Here is a 25,978-nt window from a genome sequence, read left to right as displayed (position 1 = left end):
GCACCGGCCGGTGGCATTGCGCCCGCGTGAAGCGTCCATGAAACACAGGGCATTTCCATGGACACCTCAAGGGCCTCGTCCTAGCGTCGGTCGGCGGCGCGACCCCCCGCCCCCGACCGAGGAGTCCGATGTCCCCGCAGCCCAGAAGCAGACCCTTCCGCGCGCTTGCCCTGGCACTTGCCCTCTGCGCCTCGGCGTTCATGGTCTCCGGCGCGCCGGCCGCAGCGGCCGAGATACCCCGCGCCCCCGGGCACCGGCTGGTCAGCGACTACACGGGCGGCCCGGCCACGGCCGCGCCCGTGCCCGGGCAGGCCCCGCCCCAGCACCCCTTCCTCGCCCCGAACGGCCGCAGTGGCATGCACGGCGACGCGGCGGGCAGCGGCACGCACCCGTACTCCGGTCCGCTCGGCCGCGACCCCGAGGTCAGGAGCGAACAGATCGCTCCGCTGGGCGGCGAGTGCGCCACCGCCACCTTCGACGCGGCGGGCCGGCTGATCACGGTATGCGGCACGTTCACCGGATTCCTGCTCAAGCTCCTGGACCCGCGCACCCTCGACACCCTCGCCGAGTACGCGCTGCCGCAGCGATCCTCGACCGTCGAGGCCATCACCCGGCTCGACTTCTCGAAGATATTCAAGGACACCTCGGGCGGCGCCTACTTCTACCTCGACAACCAGGACCGGGTGGTTCTCGCCGACTCCCGCCAGCACATCCAGCGGATCGCGCACGAACAGGCGGCCGACGGCAGCTGGCGGTTCACCGTCGTCGACGACTGGGACCTCACCGGCCAGGTGCCGCACGACTGCGTCAGCTGGACGAACCTCTACCCGAGCGGCACCTGCGACCCCGTCACCTCCGTCATGCCCGACTGGCAGGGACGCGTCTGGTGGGTGACCCGTCTCGGCAGGGTCGGCACGGTCGACCCGCAGACCTCCGCCATCCGGTCCGTGCAGCTCACCGGCGAGGAGATCCAGAACTCGTTCTCCGTCGCCGAGGACGGCGTCTCGATCGTCACCGATCACGCCCTCTACAGCTTCGCTGCGGCGTCCGACGGCACCCCGCGCGTGCAGTGGCGGCAGACGTACGACCGCGGGACCGGCACGAAGCCCGGCTCGGTGAACCAGGGTTCGGGCACCACCCCGGACCTCTTCGGCGACGGGGACGACTACGTCGCCATCACCGACAACGCCGACGACCGGATGAACGTACTCGTCTACCGCCGCGCCCCGGACGTCCCCGACGACCGCCGGCTCGTCTGCAAGGTCCCGGTGTTCGGCTCCGGAGCCTCCACGACCGACAACTCCATGATCAGCTGGGGCAACAGCCTCGTCGTCGAGAACAACTACGGCTACGAGAACGTCAGTACGCTCCTTCTCGGCCGCAGCGTCGTCGGCGGAGTCGCCCGTATCGACGTACGTCCCGACGGCAGCGGCTGCGACACGGTCTGGGAGAGCGCCGTCCGCTCACCCTCCACCGTGCCCAAACTGTCCACCGCCAACGGCCTGCTCTACTTCTACGAGAAGCAGCCCAACGCTCTCGGCATCGACGCCTGGTACCTCACCGCCGTCGACTACCGCACCGGACAACGCCGTTGGTCCAAGCTCACCGGCACGGGACTCTCGTACGACAACAACTGGGCGCCGGTCACCATCGGTCCCGACGGCACGGCGTACGTCGGCGTCTTCAACGGAATCGTGGCGGTCCGCGACACCGGATGACGCGCGGGCGAGGCTGCCCGGGCCGGCTACTCCGCGGCGGGTTCCCCCGCCGCCCGGTCCGGCCCGGGCAGAGTGGTGGGAACCGTGGCCGCCGCACCCCGCCGGACGGCTTCCACCACCGCCTCGTGCAGCGAACGGCTGGCCTCCTCCGACGGGCAGGGCACAGGGCTCCCCGCCATCGTGAACCAGTCGGCGGCATCGGTGTACTGCACAGTGATCTGTGCCGTGCCCTCCGCCCAAGTGGTGTGCACGGTCAGGTCGCCGGACAGCGGCCCGACCTCCTCGGTGAGCACGCCGCCGTGCCCCGAGTAAACTCCGCGTGTCGTCCAGGACGCCCAGGTCATACGTCCAGGCTCGCACCAAAACCGGCGTATCGCGACCCACGGGTGACAAGTCCCCGAACCGCGCGGCCCGCAGGGCTCGACCACAGGTCCGGCCGGCGAAACCCGGGTGGATTCCAGCGAACTTTTTCGCGCGCCCGCACTGCGGTTCCCGCAGCCGCCTATCCCGTTGCCCTGCCTCGCTCTTGGCGTCAAATCGTTGATGAACCATCTCCAGGCGACGAATTCCGTAGGAAAACTGCTATTGACCTGCGGAACGCGTCGGTATTGCATGACGCGCTGGGAGCACCGGAACCATCCACCACACCTTGTCCGGAGGCGATACCGCTCCCGCGCTCTGACACCGCACCTGTTGATCGGAACCCGACTCGATGACCGACACGCTCAGCGCTCCACAGGCACTCGCCCCCGCGACCGGACCCACCCCGCAAAAGCTCAAGCGTTCCATCGGCGTCGTCGGCGGGACCCTGCTCACGCTGTCCTGCGTGACGCCCGCCTCCACCCTCTTCGTGGTGGTTCCGGACCTGTTCGCCGGCCTCGGCACCTACACCGCGCTCACCATCGCCATCGGCTCGCTGCTCTGTATCGCGGTGGCCTTCTGCTACTCGGAGCTGGGCACCCTCATTCCCAGCGCAGGCGGCGAGTACGCCATGGTGTCGACGATGGCGGGCCGTCTCGCCGGCTGGCTCGTGTTCGTGCTCTCCCTGCTCGTCGTCATGATCGTGCCCCCGGTCATCGCCATGGGGACCGCCGACTACCTCGCACCCCTCGTACACATCCCCGCCTCCCTGGCCGGAGCGGGCGTCATGCTGCTCGCCACCCTCGCGGGCCTCCTCGACCTGCGCGCCAACGCCTGGATCACCGGCATCTTCCTGGTCCTGGAGGTGATCGCCGCCGGAGTCGTCGCCGTCCTCGGGTTCGCCCACTCCGAGCGGGGCGCCGACGCGCTGGTGCACGGTTCCGTCGCCTCGCCGGGCGGCACGAGCTCGACCGTCACCGCCATGACGGTCGTCTCCGGGCTCGCCATCGCCCTCTTCATCACCCAGGGCTTCTCCACGGCCGTCTACCTCTCCGAGGAACTGGAGAACCCGCGACGCAACGTGGCCCGTACGGTCCTCGCCACGCTCGCGATCTCGACGGCCGTCATCCTCGTCCCCGTCATCGCCATCACCATGGGCGCCCCCGACCTCGCGGCCCTGACCTCCGGCGACCTGAGCGGCATGGTCGAGGCGTGGTCCAACCCGGCCGTCGGTACGTTCGTCAGCCTCTGCGTAGCCCTCGCCATCATCAACGCCGGGATCGTCATGGTCATCCAGAACTCCCGGGTGCTGTTCGCCTCCGCCCGGGACCAGGCATGGCCCGCCCCGGTCAACCGGGCCCTGTCCCGGCTCGGCCGCTTCGGCTCGCCGTGGGTGGCGACGCTCCTCGTGGGCATTCCGGGAGCGGCCCTCTGCTTCGTCAGCCTCGACACCCTGTACGGAGTGACCGGCGTCTCCGTCACCGCCATGTACCTGCTGGTGGCCGTCGCCGCGCTGCTCTGCCGCCGCGGCGCCCACCGTGACGCACCCGCCTGGCGCATGCCGCTCTGGCCCGCCGTTCCGGTGCTGCTCATCCTCGTCCTCGCCTACATCCTGAGCCGGCAGGAGGCCGAGTACCTGCTCTGGACCCGCGGGATCACCGCGGTCGCCACGCTGTACTGGGCCCTCTACCTGAGGCCCCGCCGTGCGACCCGATGGCTGGTGAGCATCCCCGAGGACACGCAGGTCTGAGGCAGGTTCTCCGGTGATCGGGTGACACCGGGCGGTGGCACGTCATGCCGGACCTGCCATGGGGTTAGGCATCCGGACATGACATGTGACTCCCCACCTGAGAACACCGGATTCCTCCGCACCCGGCGCGTGCGCGCCGCCGGCGCCGCAGGCGTCCTCCTGGCCGCCGCCCTGCTCACGGGCTGCGGCCAGGACAGCGGCGACACCTCGACGGGTACGGCCACCTCGGAGGCCGCGCGTGCCGTCCCGGAACGGACCACCACGCCCTCGTACAGCGCGAGCAAGAGCGCGTCCGCCACCGCCGCGCTGACCCAGGACCAGAAGGACCGCAAGAAGCTCCTGGACTCCACCAAGATCACCTTCGACAAGGCCGTCACGACGGCCGAAGGCGCCGTCAGCGGCGGCAAGGTGGTCGATCTCGATCTGCGGGGCCCGGGCAAGTCGGACGACGACACCGACCGGGAGAGCGCGTCGCCCAGCGCGAGCGCGTCCCCGTCCGGAACCGCCTCCCCGTCCGGGAGCGCCTCGCCGTCCGGCAGCGCGAGCGCGTCCCCGACGGCAACCGGTGCCTCGCCCAGCGACGCCTCCGCCTCGCCGGCCGCCACCGGCCCGGAGTGGGTCGCCACGGTCGCCGCCACGGACGGGACCGAGCACACCGTGCGTATCGACGCCGTCTCCGGCAAGGTCGTCAAGTCCACCGAGGACACCGGTCAGGACGCCGAGGACAAGAGCCGCACGGCCGGCTGGGTCGCCAAGGCGAAGCAGACACCGCAGCAGGCGGCCAAGGCGGCGACGGACAAGAAGAAGGGCACCGTCACCTCCCTGGAACTGGACGAGAACGACAAGAACGTCCTCGTCTGGTCGGTGGACGTCGTGGACAAGAGCTGGAACAAGACCACGGTGGACGTGGACGCGGCCACCGGCTCCGTCACCGCCGAGGAGACCGACACCGACTGACCCGGGCCCCGGCCCGGCACCCCGCCGCACGCACGAAAGGCCCCCGGTTCGCACGGACCGGGGGCATTCCTGTGCGCCGGGTACGGGCTCCCGACCCGCGCCCGGATCAGACGGACTCCGAGTGCGCCTCCCGCGCCGTTCCGGCCTCCGGCGCGGCGAACTGTGTCCGGTACAGCTCCTCGTACCGGCCGCCCGCGGCCAGCAGCTCGGTGTGGGTCCCGCGCTCGACCACCCGGCCCTCCTCGACGACGAGGATCAGGTCCGCCGCCCGCACGGTCGACAGCCGGTGCGCGATCACCACGGCCGTGCGCCCCTCCAGCGCCTCGGCCAGGGCCTCCTGCACCGCCGCCTCCGACGTGGAGTCGAGGTGCGCGGTCGCCTCGTCGAGGATGACCACACGCTGGCGGGCCAGCAGCAGCCGCGCGATCGTCAGCCGCTGACGCTCACCGCCGGAGAGCCGGTACCCGCGCTCGCCCACCACCGTGTCGAGCCCGTCGGGCAGCGAGGCCACCAGACCGTCGAGCCGGGAGCGCCGCAGCGCGTCCCAGATCTCGTCCTCGGTCGCGCCGGGCCTGGCCAGTGTCAGATTGGCCCGGACCGACTCGTGGAAGAGGTGCCCGTCCTGGGTGACCATCCCGAGCGTCTCGCGGATCGAGGCGGCGGTCAGATCGCGTACGTCGACACCGCCGAGGCGTACGGCACCGGAATCGGCGTCGTACAGCCGGGGCAGCAACTGCGCGATCGTCGACTTGCCCGCGCCGGACGAGCCGACCAGGGCCACCATCCGGCCGGGCTCGGCACGGAAGGAGACCTCGTGCAGGACCTCCGTCCCACCACGGGAGTCGAGCGTCGCGACCTCCTCGAGCGAGGCGAGCGAGACCTTGTCCGCCGACGGATACCCGAAGGAGACACCGTCGAACTCCACGGACACCGGACCCTCCGGCACCGTGCGCGCATCCGCCTTCTCGGCGATCAGCGGCTTCAGGTCGAGGATCTCGAAGACGCGCTCGAAGCTCACCAGCGCGCTCATCACCTCGACCCGCGCACCGGCCAGCGCGGTCAGCGGCGCATAGAGCCGGGTCAGCAGCAGGGCCAGGGCCACGACCGCGCCGGGCTCCAGGCTGCCGCGCAGCGCGTAGTAGCCGCCGAGCCCGTAGACGAGCGCCAGCGCGAGCGCGGAGACCAGGGTGAGCGCCGTGATGAACGTGGACTGCGCCATGGCCGTACGGATGCCGATGTCACGGACCCGGCTCGCCCGGGCGGCGAACTCGGCGGACTCGTCGTCGGGCCGCCCGAAGAGCTTGACGAGGGTGGCGCCCGGGGCCGAGAACCGCTCGGTCATCTGCGTGCCCATGGCCGCGTTGTGCGCGGCCGCCTCGCGCTGCATCCGCGCCATCCGGGAGCCCATCCGGCGGGCGGGCAGGACGAACACCGGAAGCAGCACCAGGGCGAGGAGGGTGATCTGCCAGGAGATGGTCAGCATCACCGTGAGCGTCAGCACCAGGGTCACCACATTGGAGACCACACCGGACAGGGTGTTGCTGAACGCCCGCTGCGCCCCGATCACGTCGTTGTTCAGACGGCTCACCAGCGCGCCCGTGCGGGTACGCGTGAAGAAGGCGACCGGCATCCGCTGGACGTGGTCGAAGACGGCCGTACGCAGATCCAGGATCAGTCCCTCGCCGAGCGTGGCCGACAGCAGACGGGTCAGCAGGCCCAGCCCCGCCTCCGCCACCGCGATGACGGCGATCAGCAGCGCGAGGCGGGTGACGGTGCCGCTCTCCTTGCCCTGGACGATCGCGTCGACCACCCGGCCGGCCAGTACCGGAGTCGCCACCGCCAGCAGAGCCATGACGACGCTCAGCAACAGGAAGCGGTACAGCTCCCGCCGGCGCGGCCGGGCGAAGGCGGCGATCCTCCGGACGGTGGCCCGGGAGAACGGTCTGCGGTCCTGTTGCGCGTTCATCGCGCTGTGCAGCGACGACCAGGCGGTGACTTCCATACTCATGCGGTGCCTCCGGGGTGCGAGAAAGCCGGTGCGGCTCCCGGTGGCCGGACACGGACCGGGGCGCAGGGAGAACGCTATGAGCTCAAGCGGACTTGAGGTCAACGGATTTCCGCTCAAGGCAGGGAGAGACCGGCCTCACATGATCAATGATTCCGGCAAGAGCGCAGGTAGGCGGGGTGTGTGCCCAATACCCGGTGCAGTCGGCGACGGCGCGGGCGGACCACGTAGAATCGGCCCCTGTTTCCGGCCGAACGATGGCAAACACAACCGATTGAGGCAGTGCGACGTGAGTTTCACCGACAGTTCCGAGGCACCGATCTACGCCGGACTCGTGGAAGAACACGGGGACGTGCCGGCCGAGGTGCGCCGGGTGGCGGAGGAGACGCTGCGCGAGGCCGACCGGGCCATCGACTTCAGTGACGTCCGCAGGGCCGCGGCGTACCGGTAGCGGCTGGGGGAGGCACCCGGCTTCCTCGTGGGGCGGCGCCGGACCGGCGACCGGGCGGCGTGTTCCGGTTCCGGGCGACCCCGGATGCCGCGGCGAAGCCCCCTCCCGCGCACCCCTGATTTCCCTCGTCACGGCGGGGCACGACACCGCGTGCCCCGCCGCTCTCGCGACGCCTCGTACTGCGGACCGGGCTCTCCCGTCGGAGCATGGAACGAACAGTCGGCGACGACATCGCGACGAAGGGACGCCGGATGGGTGGTGAACGGCATGAGCCGCCGCCGGACGGGGTCGGGGCCGAGCTGGACCAGATCGATGCCCTGAACAACATGCGGGCACCCCGTCCCGGCCTCCAGGACCCGCAGCTGCCCGCCGACGGGGCGGAGGATGCCAGGCGGCGCGACTCCCACCTGCTCTCCGCGGGGCACGCCGTCGCCGAGGCGGACTCGCTCGACGAGGCGCTGAAGCTGGTGGCCGCTCTGTACGCCCCCGAATTTCCGCTGGACGGCCAGTGCGTGTTCGGCCTGGGCGAGCGGACCCTGAGCACACTGGGACAGTACGGTTTCCGGCCGGGCGGGGCCGACCGCGGCTTCCGGATGCCGATGACGACCGGCTACCCGGCCGCCGAGGTCGCCAGAACCGGCCGGGCCGTGTACCTCGCCTCACAGGAGGAGTACCGCCGCCGCTTCCCGGCGACCTGGCAGATGTCCGCCCGCAAGAACCGTGAGGCGTGGGCGTTCGTCCCGCTCGCGACCGCCGGACGGATCACCGGAGTGTGGCTCGCGGCCTTCCGCAAGCCGGTGGAGTTCACCGCCGCCGAGCGCGCACTGCTGACCCTGACCGGACGCATGCTCGCCCAGGTACTCGAGCGCGCCCGGGCCAGCAGGGCCGAACTGGAACTCTCCCGCGGCCTGCGCCGCAGCATGCGCACGGACGGCCCCGCCATGACCGGACTCAGCGTGGCCACGCGCTATGTGCCGACCGGGGGAGGGCTCATGGTCGGCGGGGACTGGTACGACAGCATCGACCTGCCCAACGGCCGGCTGGCCCTGGTCATCGGCGACGTCCAGGGACACGACGTGCACGCCGCCGGTCTGATGGCGCAGCTGCGCACCGCCGTGCACGCGTACGCCGCGGAGGGGCACGGGCCGGATGCTGTACTGGCGCGCGCTTCACGCTTCCTGACCACCCTCGACGAGGACCGGTTCGCCACCTGCCTCTACATAGAGGCCGACCCGTCCACCGGCGACCTGCACATCGCACGGGCCGGGCATCCGCACCCGGTGCTGCGCACGCCGGACGGCACCTGCCTGATCAAGCACACCAGCGGGGGCCTGCCGCTGGGCCTGATGCCCGGCGAGGAGGACTACCCCGTCGACATCGTGCGGCTGCACGACGACGAGGTCCTCATGCTGTGCACGGACGGGCTCATCGAGAACGGCGGCCACGACATGTACACCGGCTGGGTCCGGGTGCGCGACGCGTTCTCGCCCGGTCCCGTCGAAGACCTCGAAGCAATGGCCGACCGCCTGATGGCGGCCGCTCTCAGCACCGAGACCGAGACCGGGGCCGGGGCCGGGGACGGCGAGAGCGTACGGGACGGTGACGACATCGCCCTGCTGCTCCTGCGCCGGGACCCCGGGAAGGCGCGGGCGGAGGTCAGCCGGCGCCGGCTGATGCTGACCGTGGGCCAGGACCAGGGCGAGGGGCTCTCCGAGGCCCGGGCCGAACTGAAGGCGCTCCTGCACGACTGGGCGCGGCCCGACCAGGTGGACACCGCGGTGCTCCTGACCACCGAGCTCCTCGGCAACGTGCTCGTCCACACCGACCAGGACGGCGCGCTCAACGCGTACGTCACCGGCGAGACCGGCCATCGCCGGCTGCTCGTCGAGGTCATGGACCGCGGCGACGAACTGCCCCATCAGCGGACTCCCGGCGAACTCGCCTCGTCGGGCCGGGGCCTGATGCTGCTCGACATCCTGGCCGACCAGTGGGGCGTGCGCCCCGAACCCGAGGGCAAGACGGCCTGGTTCGCACTGACCGAAGCGCCTCCCGCGGACGCCGGCGACACCGCGACGGACTGACGCCGGGGGCACGGGGCCTTGGCGCAGGTCGTCGCCGGACGGCTGACGTCGCCGGCAGATGACACCCGCCGACGACTTGCACCGAGGCACGGTGCCCCCACCTGCGTACCGAGAGCGCTGCCCCGCCCCAGAGCAGCACGGCATGCCGTGAACCCGTTGGGTGATCATGCGGATACCCTGTGTCACCTCAGCTTTGATCATCAGCACCGAGGGGACCCCTGAATGCACCGCATGCGCACCGTATGTGCCGCGCTCGGCATCACTGCCGGACTGATCACGGCGCCCGCGGCCGGCGCCGCCGCGAAGCCGGAGGCTCCTGCGGCCGGCGTCGCGGCCCGGCACGAGCCCTGCACCGGCGAGTTCCGCGACGACGCACGCCTCGGCCCGAAGTGGCTGCCGAACGCGAAGCTCGCCCCGGTCGGTCCGCTCCTCAAGGGCTACCAGCGCACGGGAGACCTCTCCCCGCAGGCCTTCCTGAAGAAGTACTGGGAAGGGCCCGCGGACACGGGCAGCTGGAAGTACCCGCCCAACGACGGCTTCGGCGAGGTCAACGGCCAGATCGACAAGGAGCCCGTCAAGCTCCGATCCGGTCAGCGCCTGGACCGCTTCGGATCGGAGTACGGCGCCTACCTGGCCCCGGCCGGCGATGCGTACGCCGAGCGCGCGCTGCCCCCGCAGAACCTCAACACCCGGGACGCGGCCGTCGCCTGCGACTACCGTGTGTACAAGGTCGCCAAGCCGTTCTGGGTGTGGCAGGGCAGCATCGCGCCGTGGTTCGAGCAGCCCGGCGGCGGTCAGCAGATCAAGCTCGACGCCGTCTTCCTCGACCCGGGCGAGGGGCAGCGGCTGAACGTCAAGTGGCTGCTGGAGCACGACTACCTGACGCCCGCCGGCGCGTAACGCGACCGTGGACCGCCGGGAATTGAGGGACGCGCTGCGTGCCGCGGGTGTGGCCGACGGCTACTACCGCATCGAAGGGGTCCATGAACCCGTCCCCACCCCCACCGACTTCCTGTTTGTGAGGCAGTCGTCCGACGGGGGGTGGGAGACCGGTGCGTACGAGCGGGGCGCGTACGAGGTGATCGCCCGTCATCCGGCTGAAGCGCAGGCGTGTGCGCACCTGTTCCGGCTGCTCCTTCCGTAGGACGGACCGATTTGCTGAGGTGTTCCTGTCAGAAGTGTTGACAGGTTCCCTCGGCAACTGGCTTTATGAGCAACGCCTATGGGAGCGCTCCCACGCGGTTGCGGTGCCGGCGCCCCCACCGACGTACGGAAGGGGCTGTTCCGTTGCGCCCGCTCACTTTTGCCGACCTGCGAAGACGACTCCGAGGGGCCGGCGACGGCCCATCCTCCTACCGGCCCGGCCGCCCCGGCGCCATCGCTCTGGCCCTCGCCCTCGGTGCCGGCCTGCTGCTGCCGCTGTCCCTGTCGGGCCACGCGGCTGCCGCCCCGGCCTTCGACTACGGCGAGGCGCTGCAGAAGTCGGTGCTGTTCTACGAGGCGCAGCAGTCCGGCACGCTCCCCGACACCAACCGGGTCGGCTGGCGGGGCGATTCCGCGCTCGACGACGGCAAGGACGTCGGTCTGGACCTGACGGGCGGCTGGTACGACGCAGGCGACCACGTCAAGTTCGGTCTGCCGATGGCCTTCTCCACCACCATGCTCGCGTGGGGTGGTGCGGAGCTGAAGGACGCGTATGCCGCCTCGGGCCAGCTTCCGTACCTGAAGAACAACCTCCGCTTCGTCAACGACTACTTCCTCAAGGCGCATCCGTCACCCAACGTCCTCTACGGGCAGGTGGGCAACGGCGGGGACGACCACAAATGGTGGGGCCCGGCCGAGGTGATGCCGATGAAGCGGCCCGCCTACAAGATCGACGCCTCCTGCCCCGGCACCGATCTGGCCGGCCAGACAGCCGCGGCCCTGGCGTCCTCGTCCATGGTGTTCGCCGACAGTGACCCGGCGTACGCCGCGAAGCTGGTCACCCACGCGAAGCAGCTGTACACCTTCGCGGACACCTACCGCGGGAAGTACAGCGCCTGCATCACCGACGCGCAGGCGTACTACAACTCCTGGAGCGGGTACAACGACGAGCTGGTCTGGGGAGCGATCTGGCTGTACAAGGCCACCGGTGACGCCTCGTACCTGGCCAAGGCCGAGTCGTACTACGACAACCTCTCGACCGAGCCGCAGAGCAGCACCCGGTCCTACCGCTGGACGCTGTCCTGGGACGACAGCTCCTACGGGGCGTACGTGCTGCTCGCGCAGCTGACGGGCAAGCAGAAGTACGTCGACGACGCGAACCGCTGGCTCGACTGGTGGACGGTCGGTGTCAACGGGCAGCGAGTGGCCTACTCGCCTGGCGGGCAGGCCGTCCTGGACAGCTGGGGATCGTTGCGGTACGCGGCCAACACCGCCTTCGTCGCACTGAGTTACTCGGACTGGCTGACCGACGCCACGCGCAAGGCCCGCTACCACGACTTCGCGGTCCGCCAGATCGACTACGCGCTCGGCGACAACCCGCGCAAGTCGAGCTACATGGTCGGCTTCGGCAGCAACCCGCCGACCAAGCCGCACCACCGCACCGCCCACGGTTCGTGGACCGATCAGATGAACAACCCGGTGGAGAGCCGGCACACGTTGTACGGAGCCCTGGTCGGCGGCCCCAGCGCGGCGGACGACACGTACACCGACGACCGCTCCAACTACGTGAACAACGAGGTCGCCACCGACTACAACGCGGCGTTCACCGGCGCACTGGCCCGGCTCTACGGCGAGTACGGCGGAGCTCCGCTCGCGGACTTCCCGAAGCAGGAGACGCCGGACGGGCCGGAGATGTCCGTCCAGGCCTCGGTCAACGCGGCGGGCAGCAACTTCACCGAGATCAAGGCGTATCTGGTCAACCGCTCCGCATGGCCGGCGCGCGCCCTCACCGACGCCTCCATGCGCTACTACTTCACGCTGGAGCCCGGTGTCACGCCCGGGCAGATCAGCTTCACCACCAATTACAACCAGTGCGGTGAGGTGACCGGGCCCACGCACGAGGCCGGCGACGTCTACTACGTGACCGTGGACTGCTCCGGTACGGACATCGCCCCGGCCGGCCAGTCCGCGTACCGCAAGGAGGTGCAGTTCCGGATCACCTCGGCCGGGGCCTGGAACCCGGCGAACGACTGGTCCTACCCGTCATCGGCCACGACCCCCGGCACCACACCGGTGGACGCACCGCACATGATGCTGCTGGAAGGCGCGGCGCCGCAGTGGGGGAGCGCGCCGGACGGCACGGACCCGGAACCGACCCCCGACCCGACCGCCACCCCCGATCCGACCGGGACGCCCGACCCGACCGAAACGCCGGACCCGACCCCGACGCCCGACCCGACGGACACACCCGGCCCGGCCGGCTCCTGCGCGGTCACGTACCGGGTCAGCCAGTCCTGGGGCAGCGGCTTCACGGCCGACGTCTCCGTCCGGAACTCCGGGACGGAGCCGGTCGACGGCTGGCAGCTGGGCTTCGCCTTCGGCGGGGCCGAGACGGTCACGAACGCCTGGAACGCGACGGCCACTCAGACCGGCTCCCGCGTCACGGTGAAGAACGCGACCCACAACGCCCGGATTCCGGCAGGCGGCACCGTCTCCTTCGGATTCCAGGCCACCGGCGCTCCGGCACAGGCGCCGTCCTCCTTCACCCTCAACGGGACGGAGTGCGGCTGAGCGACGAAAGGGTGCCGCCCGGGCGTGGCCGGGGCGGCACCCCTCGCCCGCACGGGCAGGACGGCAGCGGGCGCTCCTCCGGTGAGGTGCGCCCGTCGCTGCCCCGGGTGCGGGGCAGCGCCATCACGAAGAGCGCGGTGACGTTCATGCCGTTCGGACGAGGACGGCGCGAGAACGCAGGCGAGATGAGTCCCGGACTCCTGTCCGCCGACGCCGAGGCAGTCGGACCGGAGGCGGACGCCGCAGGCCCGACGGGCTTCTGCCGGACCACGGAGGCAGCGCGGGCCTTCACCGGTGATCCCCCTGCCGGTGGCCCCGTGGGGGAGTGATGGAACGATGCGTGCATGCGACAGCTGAGCGAACTGACGGACGTGGACGAACCGGCGTGGCCGATCCTGCAGGCGGAGTTCGCCGGCAGTCCGGTGGCGGTGGAGATGCTGCCCGGTGATCCCGGGCAGGGCCGCGCCAGTCTGCTGCAGCTGCAGGTCGGCGCGGGATCGGCTCTCGGGGCCATGGCCCTGCACTCCGGCGGCCTGATCGTGGATCACGGATGGCTGCGTGTTCTGGGAGGCGCCGCGAGCGACGGGGCCGGTCTTCCGGGGCTGGCCCGCGTCAATCGCTTCCCGGACGCCTTCGATGCCGCCTGGCGCCCGACGGACGCGCTGGTCGTCGGCCACGACGTCCTGGGCGGGGTGTTCGCTCTCAACGGGCACGATCCCGCGGCGTGCGGCCGCCCCGGTGCGCCGGGGCAGATGCTCTACTTCGCGCCGGACTCCCTGCGGTGGGAGGCAATGGAGATCGGCTACGGAACGTGGCTGACCTGGCTGCTCTCGGGACGGCTGGAGAAGTTCTACGACGGGCTCAGGTGGCCCGGCTGGCAGAGCGAGTCACAGGCGCTCGACCTGTCCCGGGGAATCGCCGTGTACCCCTTCCTGTGGTCGCAGGAAGCACACGCGGATCTGGCCTCGACCACGAGGGAGCCCGTTCCCATGCCCGAACTGCTCGGCCTGAGCGTTGATTTCTGTCGGCAGGCGGGGCTGGGCGACCCCGGATTCCTCGGTTCACTTTCCCCGGAGGGGCGCGCATGAAGATCGTCGACGCGAAAGTCGTCGTCACCAGCCCGGGACGCAACTTCGTCACCCTGAAACTGACGACCGACGAAGGCATCACCGGACTCGGTGACGCCACCCTCAACGGCCGGGAACTGGCCGTCGTCGGCTATCTCCGCGACCATGTGGCGCCCCTGCTGACCGGCCTCGATCCGCACAGGATCGAGGACACCTGGCAATACCTCTACCGCGGCGCGTACTGGCGTCGCGGCCCGGTGACCATGGCGGCGATCGCCGCCGTGGACGTGGCGCTGTGGGACATCAAGGCGAAGGCCGCAGGCCTGCCGCTCTACCAGTTGCTGGGCGGTGCGAGCAGGGACCGTATCGGCACCTACGGGCATGCCAACGGCCGTGACATCCCCGAGCTCCTCGACTCCGTACGGGCCAGGCTGGCCGAGGGCTACCCCGCCGTCCGCATCCAGACGGGAATCCCGGGGCTCAAGGCCGTGTACGGCGTGTACAACCAGGACGACGACGGCACGACGGTCGCCCATCAGCAGACCCGCCCCCTGGTGGAGGACTGGGACACGGACGCGTACCTGCGTCACACGCCGGCCGTCTTCGAGGCGGTCCGCGCGGAGTTCGGGGCCGCGCTCCCGCTGCTCCACGACGCCCACCACCGCCTCACCCCGATCCAGGCCGCGCGGCTGGGCAAGGACCTGGAGCCGTACCGCCCGTTCTGGCTGGAGGACTGCACTCCCGCCGAGAACCAGGAGGCGCTGCGCCTGGTCCGCCGCCACACCACCACGCCCCTTGCCGTCGGCGAGGTGTTCAACACCGTGTACGACTACCAGGCGCTGATCAGCGAGCAGCTGATCGACTACGCCCGGTCCGCGGTCACCCACTTCGGCGGCGTCACCCCGCTGCGCAAGCTCTTCGACTTCGCCGCCCAGTACCAGGTGAAGAGCGCCGTCCACGGACCGGAGGACATCTCACCGGTCGGGATGGCCGCGGCCGTCCACCTCGACCTCGCCGTCCACAACTTCGGCATCCAGGAGTACGCGGGCCACAATCCGCTGACCGAGGCGGTCTTCCGGCACGCGTACACCTTCACCGACGGGTATCTGCATCCCGGCGAGGAGCCGGGCATCGGTGTGGAACTGGACGAGGAGGCGGCGGCCGCGCATCCGTACGAGCGGGCCTACCTTCCGGTGAACCGGCTCCGGGACGGCAGCGTCCACGACTGGTGAGCCGCGGAGCGCCGCCGGCCGCCGGGGCCACTACGGGTAGGCGGGCTGGAGGCCCGCGTACACCCCTTCCCGGCCGATCAGTTCCTCGTGTGTCCCCACCTCCGCGATCCTGCCGCCCTCCATCGCCACGATGCGGTCGGCGCCCTGGATCGTGGAGAGCCGGTGGGCGACCACGAAGACCGTACGGCCGTGCACGAGCCGGGAGAGGGCTTCCTGTACGAGGGCCTCGGAGCGGTTGTCCAGCGCGGACGTGGCCTCGTCGAGCACCAGCACCCTGGGGTCGCGGATCAGTGCCCGGGCGATGGCGAGGCGCTGCTTCTGGCCGCCCGAAAGCCGTGCGCCGCGCTCGCCGACGACCGTGTCGAGGCCGAGCGGCAGGTCGTTGACGAACTCCAGCGCGTTGGCGTCCGCCAGCGCGCGTATGAGGGTGGCCTCGTCCGTGTCACCCATCCCGTACGTGACGTTCTCGCGGATGCTGCCCTCGAAGAGGATCGACTCCTGCGGTACCACGGACAGGAAGCGCCGGTAGCTGCGCAGATCGAGCCCCGCCATGTCGGTGCCGTCGAGCATGATGCGGCCCGAGGTGGGCCGGATGAAGCCGATGAGGAGGTTCAGGACGGTCGACTTGCCCGCGCCGGACGCGCCGACCAGCGCGATGGTCTCGCCCGGCCGTGCGGAGAGGGTGAAGCCGTCGACGGCGGGTGCGGCGTCCTCGTAGGCGAAGCCGACGTCCTCGAAGTCGATCCGTCCGGCGACGCGGTCGACCTGCGCCTTGCCCGCGTTGTGTTCGAGGTCGGGTGCCTGGAGCACCTCTCCCGCCGAACGTACCGACTCCAGCCCCTTGGTGAGGATGGGGGCCAGGCCCAGGAGCGTGGTCACCGAGCCGGTCAGGACGGTGAAGAAGGCGCTGAGCATCACGACGTCGCCCGGGGTGATGGGCATCCAGCCGTGGTAGGCGACCAGCGCGGACCCCGTCAGGCACAGCACGCCGAGCGTGTTGAGGATGACCCAGGCCAGGGAACCGAAGCGGCCGTTGACCACGTCCAGGCGCAGACCGGCCGCGAAGACCTGGCGCAGCGAGCCGTCGACCCGGCCGAGCGCGGTGCGCTCCAGTCCGTGTGCGCGGGTGATGGGGATGAGGGTGGTCATCTCGCCGACCCGGGAGGAGAGCTGCTCGACCTCGCGCCGGAAGGATTCGTTGTGGCTGCGCAGCCGGGCGCGCAGTTTCATCACGAGGAAGCCGGCCGCGGGCACGACGATCAGGAAGACCGGCAGGAACGCGGGCACGCGCACGCCGATGACGACAAGACCGCCGACCAGCGTCACGACGGCCCCGAGCCCCATGTCGGCGCTCTGCTGCGCCATCTGCTCCACCGACTCCACGTCGCGGACCACCTTGGCCTGCAGGACGCTCGAACTGACCCGTGCGTGGTAGCCGATGGACAGCTGCTGCATACGGCGGCACAGCGCCGAGCGCAGGGTCGTGCCCATCCGCCGGATGCTGCCGCCGAGACAGCGTACGTACCACTGGTGGAGCGGGTAGTTGATCACCAGGATGAACAGCAGGATGCCGGTGGACTTCCAGAGGCCCGATTCCGGACCGTGCTGGACGACGACGTCCAGGACCGTGGCGGTGATCAGGGGAAGCAGCCAGATGGGGCTGTGCTTCACGACGAAGATGGCGGCCGCGAGTGCCAGCCGCCCGCGATCGGGCCGGAAGAGGTGGCCGAGGGTCCGGATCGGGTTCTCGCCGCGGTAGCGGTGGTCGAGATGGTCGAAGGGCGCCAGGGGTTCGGCGGAGGATGGGGAAACCGCTTTCTGCATGAGGTCCATCCCACCCCGCTCCGGCCGTCCGGGGCAACTCCGTTCCACGGACGGGACAGCGGAGGGTGCCGGGGCCCGGCAGGCGTCAGTGGACGCTGACTTCGTCCGGATGCGGTGCGGGGGCGGGGTCCTTGCGGCGCGGTCGGCCCACCGAGGCGATCGCGCCGGTGACCAGCCCGGCCAGCAGGCCCCAGAAGGCGGAGCCGATTCCCAGCAGCGTCACGCCGGAAGCGGTGGCGAGGAAGGTCACCACAGCCGCTTCCCTGGACGCCTTGTCGGCCAGCGCCGCCGACAGCGAGGCCTCGATCGTGGCGAGCAGGCCGATCCCGGCGATCGCCAGGACGAGTTGCTGAGGCATCGCGGTCAGGAGCGAGGCGACGGTCGCGCCGAGCAGTCCGACGCAGAGGTAGAACACACCCGCCCACACGGCGGCCAGATAGCGCTTGTCCCGGTCGGGATGCGCCTCCTCGCCGGTACAGATGGCGGCCGTGATCGCGGCCAGGTTGAGGCCGAAGGCCCCGAAGGGCGCCAGGACCGCGTTGGCCGCTCCGGTCCACGTCATCAGGGGCGAGACGGGCACGTCGTAGCCGGCGCCGCGGATCACGGCGACGCCGGGCAGGTTCTGCGAGGCCATCGTGACGACGAACAGCGGTGCGCCGACGCTGACGAGGACCTTCCAGTCGAACTCCGGAGTGGTGAACACCGGGGTGGCCAGAGCGAGCCGGACCTCGCCCAGCTGCCAGCCGCCGGTGAACGCGGTGGCCACCACGCCCGCGGCGAGCGCCAGCAGAACCGCGTAGCGGGGCAGCAGGCGCCGGCCCAGCAGGTAGAGCACGAACATCGGGAACGCGACGGCGAATCCGCCGTGCATCGTGCTGAACAGCCCTGTCCCGAACCGCAGAAGTACCCCGGCCAGGAGTGCGGCCGCCAGCGGAACCGGGATCCGGCCCATGAGCCGGCTGAACCAGCCCGTCACCCCGCTCACGAGGATGAGCAGCGCGGAGAAGATGAACGCCCCGACTGCCTGCGCCATCGACACGCCGCTCAGGCCTGTCGTGAGCAGTGCGGCTCCGGGTGTCGACCAGGCGGTGACGACGGGGGCCCGGTAGCGCAGCGACAGTCCGATGCAGGTGCAGGCGAGCCCGACACCGAGCGCGAGCATCCAGGAGGAGATCTCGCGCGCGTCCGCCCCCGCCGCCCGGGCGGCCGTGAAGACGAGCGCCGCCGAACTGGTCACGCCGACCATGACGGCGATCAGGCCGGCGACCACGGCCGAGGGCGGCGCGATCGAGCGTATGCGGGTGATCGCGAACATGAGCAAGCCACTTCCTGCGCGATGCGTTCTGTATACGGAACGTTCTGTATGTGGAACACTAGAGAGGCGGGCCGACGCCCGTCAACCAGGAAGTGGAGCGGGTGCACGGCCGATGGGGCTGAACGAGGACGTGGGTCGCAGACTGCGCACGTTGCGGCGCGAGCGGGACCTGTCCCTGTCGGAGCTCTCCCGGCGCTCCCGCGTCGGCAAGGGCACACTCTCGGAGCTGGAGAGCGGGACACGCAATCCCACCCTGGAGACGTTGTACGCCCTCACCACCGCGCTCGGCCTGCCGCTGAGCGCAGTACTGAGCGACCCGCTCCCGACGGGCCGGGCCCCGGCCCCCGCGGGTGTCTCCGGGAGCGCCGTCACCGCCGTCCTGCTGGAACGCCACGAGGACGGGGCCGCCGTCACCGACGTGTTCCGCATCAGCATCCGCGCGGGTGCGGTCCAGGAGTCCGAGGCGCATGTCCCGGGCACGCGGGAGAGCCTGATGGTGCTGACCGGCACTGCCGTCGTCGGCCCGCCGGACGGCACGACGACGGCCGGACCCGGGGCCTGCGCCCACTGGCGGGCCGACGCACCGCATGTCTACGGCGCGCCCGACGGCGATGTGGAGGGCGTCCTCTTCGTCCGCAGCCCGGTCGCGAAGGAGCCGCAGGGCGGTCAGCCGGTCACGACGCGCCCAGGAGATTGACCAGACGGATGTAGCGGACCCAGTCCCAGTGGGGGCCCGGGTCCGTGTGGTCGGCGCCCGGGACCTGCGCATGGCCGAGGATGTGCGCGCGGTCCTTGGGAATGCCGTAGCGGTCGCACACCGACGCGGTCAGCAACGCCGACTTCTCGTACAGGGCGTCGGTGAAATAGGCCGGCTGGTCCACATAGCCCTCGTGCTCGATGCCGATGCTGCGGGTGTTGTAGTCCCAGTTGCCCGCGTGCCAGGCGACGTTCTTCTCCCGCACGCACTGGTCGATGTAGCCGTCCGCCGAGCGCACCACATAGTGCGCGGACACCTGTTTCGCCGGATTCTGGAAGATCGCCACCGCGTCCGAGAACGTCTCCTGGGTGACATGGATGATGACGTACTGCACCGGATACGCCGAAGGGCGCGTCGAGACCGTGTAGTTGGAGGCCGAGGCCGGAACCCAGTGGGCCTGCGGGTAGTCGGTGTCGCCGGCCGTCGCAGCGGTGGCGCGGACGGAGGCGGGAAGCAGCGCCGCGGCGGCCGTCACCGCCGCGCCCTGAAGGATCCTTCTGCGGTCCATGTGCACTCCTGGGTGTGGGGGAGGGGCAACGCACGGAGGGAAGGCGCACGTCCCGACGACATCGCGCGGGAGCCCGGTACCCCGTTCCCCCTCCCGACATCCCGCGGCTTCCTCCCGTCCGCTGACCGGAAGCCGATGTCCGTTGTGCGGCCGAGCAGTGTGCGCGCCCCACCGTACGGGCGCCGCGCCGGTGACGGAAGACGGCAGGAATCCGAAAGCGGCCCACGCGGCGGGGAGTTGGGCCGCCCGGCAGGAGAGGTCCGGGCGGCGCGGGAAGGCGAGGAGGGTCAGCGGGTGAGTGGCCGCGGCAGCTTCAGCAGGGTCACGGACGTCTCGATCCCGGAGTCGACCAGCCGGCCGTCCGCGTCGAACGCGCCCGCGCCGTCGGTCATGCCGAAGTCGTTGTCGTTGACGAGGGCGAGCGTGTCACGGCCCGTCACTGCCACGCCCTCGATCTTCCCGGGCACTCCGGCCACCTTCCCCAGGTCGACGACGAGACTCTTGCGCAGGACCGGGACACCGGAGGCGGCCGGGTCCGCCAGTTCCTCGTACGAGGGCGAAGCGGACGGCCGGTCCCAGCGCGAGTCCAGGATGCCGGCCCCGTGGGGGAGCGTGACCCGGTGCAGACGGGCCGCCCGGTCGGTGCGCTCCTCGACCAGGAGGCCGTTGCCCCCGATCGCGACGACCGAGGAGATCTTCAGCTCCGACGTGTCGTCCTCACCCGGGTCCACGACACCCACCGCGTCGAAGCGGTACGCGTACTCGCCCGTCACCGCGCGCTTCTCCGGGGAGAAGCGCAGCAGCCGCACATTGCGCGAGGCCTCGCCCGCGTCCTCGTCGGGCAGCGAGAGCGGGCTCTGGACGGCGAGCACCAGATCGCCGTTCGGCAGCAGTGCCAGACCCTCGAATCCGCGGTTGGTCTTCCGGTGCAGCAGGACGCCGGGCAGCGCCTCCACGACGGGGTAGTCCGCGCCCTGGAGATGCAGACCCCCGGGGACGTAGCGGGCCAGCACCCGGCCGCTTCCGGAGACGTGGACCAGCGACGGACCGTACTCGTCGACCAGCCAGAACGAACCGTCCGCGCCACGGACGATGCCTTCCGTGTCCAGACCGTTCGGGTCGTACGCGAGAGGTGTCCTCGCGTCGTGGGAGTACGGGACCTCGTCCCGGCCCACCTGGTTCGGGAGCCCCGTGACGGGGGCGCCGGAACGTGTGGTCAGCGGGAGGGAACGCAGCACCTCGACGCGCTCGCCGCTCACCCGCACCTTGACGATCGCCGGGTCGAAGCCGGGGACGGGGAAGGTCCGCCGCTTGGTGCCGTCGACCTTGATCTGGCCGTTCGGGCCGCGGTCCGTGACGGTCCAGAACTCGCCCCGGCGACCGGCCGGGTAGATGTCGCTGCCGATGCCGCCGAGCATCACGCCGCGGTCGTCCCCGACGGACCCGGGCAGCATGCTGTTGCTGAACCCGCCCAGCGGAACGTCCCCGAGCAGGGCGCTCGCGGTGACCCGCGCGGTGGCCTCGGGACGGTGGTTCCGGTCCTGCGCGCCGGTTGCGGTGCCTGCGACACCCACCGCGGCGAGCAGAGCGAGCGGCAGCCCGGCGGCAAGGGATCGACGGACGACACGCGCGGACATGGGGCCGCCTGTGGAGCAGTGGATCCGACGGCCGCCACGTTCCGCCGTGCGCGTCAACGAACGGTGACATCGAGCTGAACTCCCGGGCAGAACCCGGCGGCGGGCAGGGGACTTTCGCCGGCCCGCCGCCGGGATCTGCCCGATGAGCCGTTGTCAGCCGTCGGCCGGGGCCGTCGCGTCCGCCCAGGCCGACGCGGGATCCTCGTCGCAGGGCCCCGCCGGAGTCCAGCGGCCGCTCTCCTTGCGGTACGGATACCAGCGCCCGTCCCGGCCGTACCGCAGCTGGACCGTGCCGTCCGCCGATGTCCAGCGATTGCGCTCGGCGCGCAGCCCGGGGGCCTCGTCCTCCTCCCAGGCTCCGGCCAGCCTCGTCCTGGCCCGGGCAAGGGCGGTGGCGTCCGGCGCCCATTCCTCGTCGAGCACGGCGAGCGCGGCGGCGCCGCCGTAGCGCCAGGCGCGCACCGCGGACGGCAGACCGGCGCGCTGCCGGCCCGAGCCGGCCGCCAGCCGGTTCACGATCCACGGCTCGGGGTGTGCCTCGGCCGCCAGCCTCACCGCGTCCTGCTGGGGCGTCAGGCCTGCGGGGACAGGCTGTTGTCCATGACCGGGCGCCAGCGCCTCCGCCAGCATCCGGTGCGCCCGCATCGCGCCGTCCGTGGCCAGCATCTCCAGCGCCGTCGGGTCCACCCCCGGTTCGGGATCGGTCTCCGTGTCCAGCGAGGGTGCCTGCCCCGGCTCGCCGGGAAGCGCGGGGGGCGGGGGCAGCGGCGGGAGGATGTCCGCCGCCGCGAAGGCCTCCGCCGCCGGGACCCCGCGCACGGCCCGGTCCTCGGTCTCCTCGGCGGGCCCGTCATCGGTGGCCGACGGCGTGTGGCCCGCCGCCCTGGCGGCGATCCGCACCTGGAGCTCGTCCAGCAGCCGCCGTTCACCGCGGCCCCGCATCAGCAGCACGACGAACGGATCCTGATCCAGCAGCCGCGCCACCTGGTAGCAGAGCGCGGCCGTGTGCGGGCAGTGGTCCCAGGCCTCGCAGCTGCACTCCGGGTCGAGGTCGCCGATCCCCGGCAGGAGGTCCACACCGGCCGCCGCCGCGTCCTCGACCAGATGCGGCGGCATCTCCCGGTCGAGCAGCGCTGCGATGTGCCCGGCCCGGTCGACGGCCATGTCCAGAAAGCGGTCCCACTCTCCTTCCGTCAGCTCCTGGAGCAGTACGTCGCTGCGGTAGCCGCTCTCGTCCCGGTCACGGACCACCGCGGTGATCCGGCCCGGCCGCACCGACACGGCGCCGACCCGGCCCTCACGCGCGAACCGGCGGCCCTTCTTGAGCTGCTGTCCGTCCAGCGCGGTGTCCTCCAGGGCCTTCAGCCACGCCCGGCCCCACCAGGACTCCGCGAAGCCGCGGCCCTGCGCGGGAGGCAGCGCGGCGAACGTGCGCTCCTGCCCGGGCGCCGCGTCGTCCTGTCCGTCCCCGTCGCCGAACACGTCCGACTCGTATTCCTCGCTCATCGTGCGCCCCCTCGCAGCTCCACCAGATCGGCCAGTTCCGCATCGCTGAGCTCGGTCAGAGCGCTCTCGCCCGAACCGAGCACCGCGTCCGCGAGCCCTTGTTTGCGGGCCAGCATCTCCGCGATCCGGTCCTCGATCGTGCCCTCGGCGATCAGCCGGTGGACCTGCACCGGCTGGGTCTGCCCGATGCGGTACGCGCGGTCCGTGGCCTGCGCCTCCACCGCCGGATTCCACCAGCGGTCGAAGTGCACCACATGTCCCGCGCGGGTGAGGTTGAGTCCGGTCCCCGCCGCCTTGAGCGACAGCAGGAACACCGGCGCCCCGCCCGACTGGAAGCGGCCGACCATCGCCTCACGCTGGGCCACCGGCGTTCCGCCGTGCAGGAACTGGGTGCCGATTCCACGCGCCGCCAGATGGCGTTCCAGGAGCCGGGCCATCTGCACGTACTGGGTGAAGACGAGGACACCCGCCCCCTCGGCGAGGATGGTGTCCAGCAGCTCGTCGAGCAGTTCCACCTTGCCCGAACGGTCCGCGACCTGCGGCTCCTCCTCCTTGAGGTACTGCGCGGGATGGTTGCAGATCTGCTTGAGCGCGGTGAGCAGTTTCACCACCAGGCCGCGCCTGGCCATCCCGTCGGCTTCGGAGATCGCGGCCAGCGTCTCCCGTACCACCGCTTCGTACAGACCCGCCTGTTCCGCCGTCAGCGACACCGCACGGTCCGTCTCCGTCTTCGGCGGAAGCTCCGGGGCGATGCCCGGATCCGACTTGCGCCGGCGCAGCAGGAACGGACGCACCAGAGCGCCGAGGCGCTCGGCCGCCGCCGGGTCGCTCCCGCCCTCCACCGCGCGCGCGTACCGGGTGCGGAACGTACCGAGCCTGCCGAGCAGGCCGGGTGTGGTCCAGTCGAGGATGGCCCACAGCTCGGAGAGGTTGTTCTCCACGGGAGTTCCGGTGAGCGCGACCCGCGCCTGCGCGCCGATCGTGCGCAGCTGCCGGGCCGTCGCCGAGTGCGGGTTCTTCACGTGCTGCGCCTCGTCGGCGACGGCCATGCCCCAGCGCACGGCCGCGAGCCGGGAAGCGTCCAGCCGCATCGTGCCGTACGTGGTCAGGACGAACTCGCCGTCCACCAGGCCCTCCAGGCTGCGCGACGCTCCATGGAAGCGGCGGACCGGGGTGCCCGGGGCGAACTTCTCGATCTCCCGCTGCCAGTTGCCCATCAGCGAGGTCGGGCAGACCACCAGCGTGGGTCCGGCGGCCCCGTCGAGGGTCTGGCGGTGCAGATGCAGGGCGATCAGTGTGATGGTCTTGCCGAGCCCCATGTCGTCGGCGAGACAGCCGCCGAGCCCGAGCGACGTCATCGTGTGCAGCCAGTTCAGGCCGCGCAGCTGATAGTCCCGCAACGTCGCGGTGAGCGCGGCCGGCTGACCGATCGCCGCTTCGCCGGCCTGCCGTGACTCCGGGTCGGCGACCCGCTGACGCAGCCGCTCCAGCCAGCCCGTCGCCCGCACCTCGACGCGGTGCCCGTCGACCTCGGTGGAGCCGGTCAGCACGGCGCCGAGCGCGTCGATGGGGGTGACCTTGCGGTCCTGCGTCTCCCGGGCGCGCCGCGCCTCCTCCGGGTCGATCAGTACCCACTGGTCGCGCAGCCGCACCAGCGGCCGTCCCGCCTCGGCGAGCCGGTCGAGTTCGGCACGGCTGAGCTTCTGGTCACCGAGGGCGAACCACCAGTTGAACGTCAGCAGGGAGTCCGTGGCCAGGAGAGCCGGCGTGTCCGACGCGTTGCGTGCCGGCTCCCGGCCCCCGTCCGGCCCGCCCTCGTCGCCCGGCCCGTCCGGGGGACCGATCACCGCGCGCGCCGTCAGCGAGCGGGCCAGTTCCCGGGGCCAGTGCACCTGGACACCGGTGGCGGCGAGGGCCCGGGAGGCGGGACCCAGGAGATCGGCGATCTCGTCGTCGGCCGGCTCCACGGCGTCCGGCACGGCGGCCGACAGCAGGGGGGCCAGGGGCGGCCAGGCGCGGGCGGCCCGGCGCAGCATCAGCAGGGCGTCCATCCGGGCCCTCGGTCCGAACGCCGCGGCGGCAGGGCCCGAGCCGGTCCAGATCTCGGCGGCGTCGGCGACCAGTGTCGGATCGCTCACGCCGTGGATCTGCGGCACGACCCGGAAAGAAGGGCCGGAGGGCTGCCCCGGGGGTACCTCGCCGCTCCGGTCGAGGCCCCGCACCTCCACGCGCAGGGAGAGCCGGACGCCCGCGCCGTGGCCGGCCGCGACGTCGTTGACCCAGGCCCGCCGGCCGGGCAGGTGCTGCGGCGCGTCCGCGGCGAACGCGGGACCGCCCGCGGCGAACGTGGCACCCGGTGTGCGCGGCAGCCCGTCCGCGACCGCGTCCAGGAACTCCCGCACCAGCCACTCGGGTTCGGGCAGCAGGAGGGGCTGGGTCAGCGCGTCGACGGGCACCGCGTGGGCGGTCGGCGGCATGGACGCGGCGAGGGTCCGGATGCGCGTCCGGTCGTCCGCGGTGAGCGGCCCGGCCCGCCACGCGTCGTGATCTGTGGCGCTCAGTCCCGGCAGCAACAGCCCCCGGGCGGCGAACTGCAGGGCCAGCAGCCCCGCGGCCCCCCAGAACGAGGCTGCCGCGGAGGCGTGTGCGGCGGTCCGGGCACGCGTGAGCACGGGGAGCGCCTCCCGCACCGTGAGGATGCGCGCGGGCACCGCGTACGGCTGGACATCGGCACCGGCGACGGTGAGTTCCTCCACGGTTCCGGGGGCGTCGGGCGGGCTGCTGCCGTCCGGATACCAGAAGGCGACCCGACCGGTCCTGGCGGGATCCGCGGGCAGGAAGACCACGCAACAGCCGGCGAGTGCGGAGATCTCGGAGAGCGTTGCCGCGGGGAGACGGTGCACAGCGATGTCAGAGTCCTCAAACTTGACTAGTTGGTTGAGGTCGCCGAGGGTACCCCGTCGAACCCGCCGGCGGGAGGCATTGGTGCGTGATCCGCATCACGTGTACGTGTCCGTCATGTCCCGCAGGTGGTGCCAGCCCCCCATCGGAACGAGGGGGGTGGCACCAGGAAACCCCGGGTGGTGGCTCCATGGC

At 71.4% G+C, this 25,978-nt stretch carries 19 protein-coding genes; 11 read left to right on the top strand and 8 right to left on the bottom strand.

Translation table 11 applies throughout. The annotated features are described in order from the left end of the window. Positions 1 to 128 precede the first annotated feature (128 nt). Complete coding sequence (locus ACIQMX_RS34825; protein WP_402484127.1) at positions 129 to 1,718, top strand: hypothetical protein; 1,590 nt, start codon at positions 129 to 131, stop codon at positions 1,716 to 1,718. A gap of 26 nt (positions 1,719 to 1,744) precedes the next feature. On the opposite strand, the gene ACIQMX_RS34820 is transcribed toward ACIQMX_RS34825, so the two are convergent. Then, on the bottom strand, positions 1,745 to 2,062 hold the full coding sequence (locus ACIQMX_RS34820) for a hypothetical protein (protein ID WP_402484125.1): 318 nt from the start codon (positions 2,060 to 2,062) through the stop codon (positions 1,745 to 1,747). Between the two features lie 368 nt (positions 2,063 to 2,430). Between ACIQMX_RS34820 and ACIQMX_RS34815 the strand changes: the two genes are divergently transcribed. Together ACIQMX_RS34815 and ACIQMX_RS34810 are read left to right on the top strand one after the other, a co-directional pair. Beyond that, positions 2,431 to 3,828, top strand: coding sequence for an APC family permease (locus tag ACIQMX_RS34815; RefSeq protein WP_402484123.1), 1,398 nt, complete (start codon positions 2,431 to 2,433; stop codon positions 3,826 to 3,828). A gap of 78 nt (positions 3,829 to 3,906) precedes the next feature. Then, the gene (locus ACIQMX_RS34810) at positions 3,907 to 4,785 is read left to right on the top strand and encodes a PepSY domain-containing protein (protein ID WP_363070172.1); all 879 of its coding nucleotides are present in this window, start codon (positions 3,907 to 3,909) and stop codon (positions 4,783 to 4,785) included. 106 nt (positions 4,786 to 4,891) lie between these two features. Here ACIQMX_RS34810 and ACIQMX_RS34805 read toward each other — a convergent pair whose 3' ends face one another. Further along, on the bottom strand, positions 4,892 to 6,793 hold the full coding sequence (locus ACIQMX_RS34805) for an ABC transporter ATP-binding protein (RefSeq protein WP_363070170.1): 1,902 nt from the start codon (positions 6,791 to 6,793) through the stop codon (positions 4,892 to 4,894). Between the two features lie 286 nt (positions 6,794 to 7,079). Between ACIQMX_RS34805 and ACIQMX_RS34800 the strand changes: the two genes are divergently transcribed. The 7 genes from ACIQMX_RS34800 (at position 7,080) to manD (ending at position 15,335) form a co-directional block, all read left to right on the top strand. Then, positions 7,080 to 7,241, top strand: coding sequence for a hypothetical protein (locus ACIQMX_RS34800; RefSeq protein WP_187284885.1), 162 nt, complete (start codon positions 7,080 to 7,082; stop codon positions 7,239 to 7,241). Positions 7,242 to 7,492: 251 nt separating this feature from the next. Further along, positions 7,493 to 9,322, top strand: a complete 1,830-nt coding sequence (locus tag ACIQMX_RS34795; protein ID WP_363070269.1) for a SpoIIE family protein phosphatase — start codon at positions 7,493 to 7,495, stop codon at positions 9,320 to 9,322. 222 nt (positions 9,323 to 9,544) lie between these two features. Next, positions 9,545 to 10,222, top strand: a complete 678-nt coding sequence (locus ACIQMX_RS34790; RefSeq protein ID WP_363070168.1) for a TNT domain-containing protein — start codon at positions 9,545 to 9,547, stop codon at positions 10,220 to 10,222. 7 nt (positions 10,223 to 10,229) lie between these two features. Continuing rightward, positions 10,230 to 10,466, top strand: coding sequence for a hypothetical protein (locus tag ACIQMX_RS34785; RefSeq protein WP_363070166.1), 237 nt, complete (start codon positions 10,230 to 10,232; stop codon positions 10,464 to 10,466). 143 nt (positions 10,467 to 10,609) lie between these two features. Further along, positions 10,610 to 13,036 carry a glycoside hydrolase family 9 protein gene (locus ACIQMX_RS34780; protein WP_402484119.1) on the top strand — a complete coding sequence of 809 codons (2,427 nt, stop codon included), beginning with the start codon at positions 10,610 to 10,612 and terminating at the stop codon, positions 13,034 to 13,036. A gap of 344 nt (positions 13,037 to 13,380) precedes the next feature. Then, positions 13,381 to 14,124, top strand: a complete 744-nt coding sequence (locus ACIQMX_RS34775) for a DUF2625 family protein (protein ID WP_402484117.1) — start codon at positions 13,381 to 13,383, stop codon at positions 14,122 to 14,124. Further along, a complete protein-coding gene (manD, locus tag ACIQMX_RS34770; protein WP_363070160.1) occupies positions 14,121 to 15,335 on the top strand; it encodes a D-mannonate dehydratase ManD in 1,215 nt (404 codons plus the stop codon). Before ACIQMX_RS34775 ends, manD begins: the two co-directional genes overlap by 4 nt. Positions 15,336 to 15,365: 30 nt before the next feature. Here the strand turns inward: manD and ACIQMX_RS34765 are convergent, their stop codons facing one another. Together ACIQMX_RS34765 and ACIQMX_RS34760 are read right to left on the bottom strand one after the other, a co-directional pair. Further along, the gene (locus tag ACIQMX_RS34765) at positions 15,366 to 17,159 is read right to left on the bottom strand and encodes an ABC transporter ATP-binding protein (RefSeq protein ID WP_363070158.1); all 1,794 of its coding nucleotides are present in this window, start codon (positions 17,157 to 17,159) and stop codon (positions 15,366 to 15,368) included. A gap of 85 nt (positions 17,160 to 17,244) precedes the next feature. Then, positions 17,245 to 18,474, bottom strand: a complete 1,230-nt coding sequence (locus ACIQMX_RS34760; RefSeq protein WP_402484115.1) for a benzoate/H(+) symporter BenE family transporter — start codon at positions 18,472 to 18,474, stop codon at positions 17,245 to 17,247. 112 nt (positions 18,475 to 18,586) lie between these two features. On the opposite strand from ACIQMX_RS34760, the gene ACIQMX_RS34755 reads away from it, so the two are divergent. Next, a complete protein-coding gene (locus ACIQMX_RS34755; RefSeq protein ID WP_402484113.1) occupies positions 18,587 to 19,171 on the top strand; it encodes a helix-turn-helix domain-containing protein in 585 nt (194 codons plus the stop codon). Here the strand turns inward: ACIQMX_RS34755 and ACIQMX_RS34750 are convergent. The 4 genes from ACIQMX_RS34750 to ACIQMX_RS34735 form a co-directional block, all read right to left on the bottom strand. Further along, a complete protein-coding gene (locus tag ACIQMX_RS34750; RefSeq protein WP_363070152.1) occupies positions 19,149 to 19,739 on the bottom strand; it encodes a peptidoglycan recognition family protein in 591 nt (196 codons plus the stop codon). The two genes, ACIQMX_RS34755 and ACIQMX_RS34750, sit on opposite strands and share 23 nt — an antisense overlap. Before the next feature lie 287 nt (positions 19,740 to 20,026). After that, on the bottom strand, positions 20,027 to 21,376 hold the full coding sequence (locus ACIQMX_RS34745) for an esterase-like activity of phytase family protein (protein ID WP_402484110.1): 1,350 nt from the start codon (positions 21,374 to 21,376) through the stop codon (positions 20,027 to 20,029). Positions 21,377 to 21,529: 153 nt separating this feature from the next. Further along, the gene (locus tag ACIQMX_RS34740; RefSeq protein ID WP_402484108.1) at positions 21,530 to 22,882 is read right to left on the bottom strand and encodes an SWF or SNF family helicase; all 1,353 of its coding nucleotides are present in this window, start codon (positions 22,880 to 22,882) and stop codon (positions 21,530 to 21,532) included. Beyond that, positions 22,879 to 25,785: an SNF2-related protein gene (locus tag ACIQMX_RS34735; protein WP_402484106.1), complete on the bottom strand. Its 2,907-nt coding sequence runs from the start codon at positions 25,783 to 25,785 to the stop codon at positions 22,879 to 22,881. Before ACIQMX_RS34735 ends, ACIQMX_RS34740 begins: the two co-directional genes overlap by 4 nt. Between the last annotated feature and the right edge of the window lie 193 nt (positions 25,786 to 25,978).

Origin of the sequence: Streptomyces sp. NPDC091416 (assembly GCF_044756845.1) — a bacterium.
Taxonomy (GTDB): Bacteria; Actinomycetota; Actinomycetes; order Streptomycetales; family Streptomycetaceae; genus Streptomyces.
The sequence above is the reverse complement of the archived record's forward strand: the minus strand, read 5'-3'. Positions and strand labels throughout refer to the sequence as shown.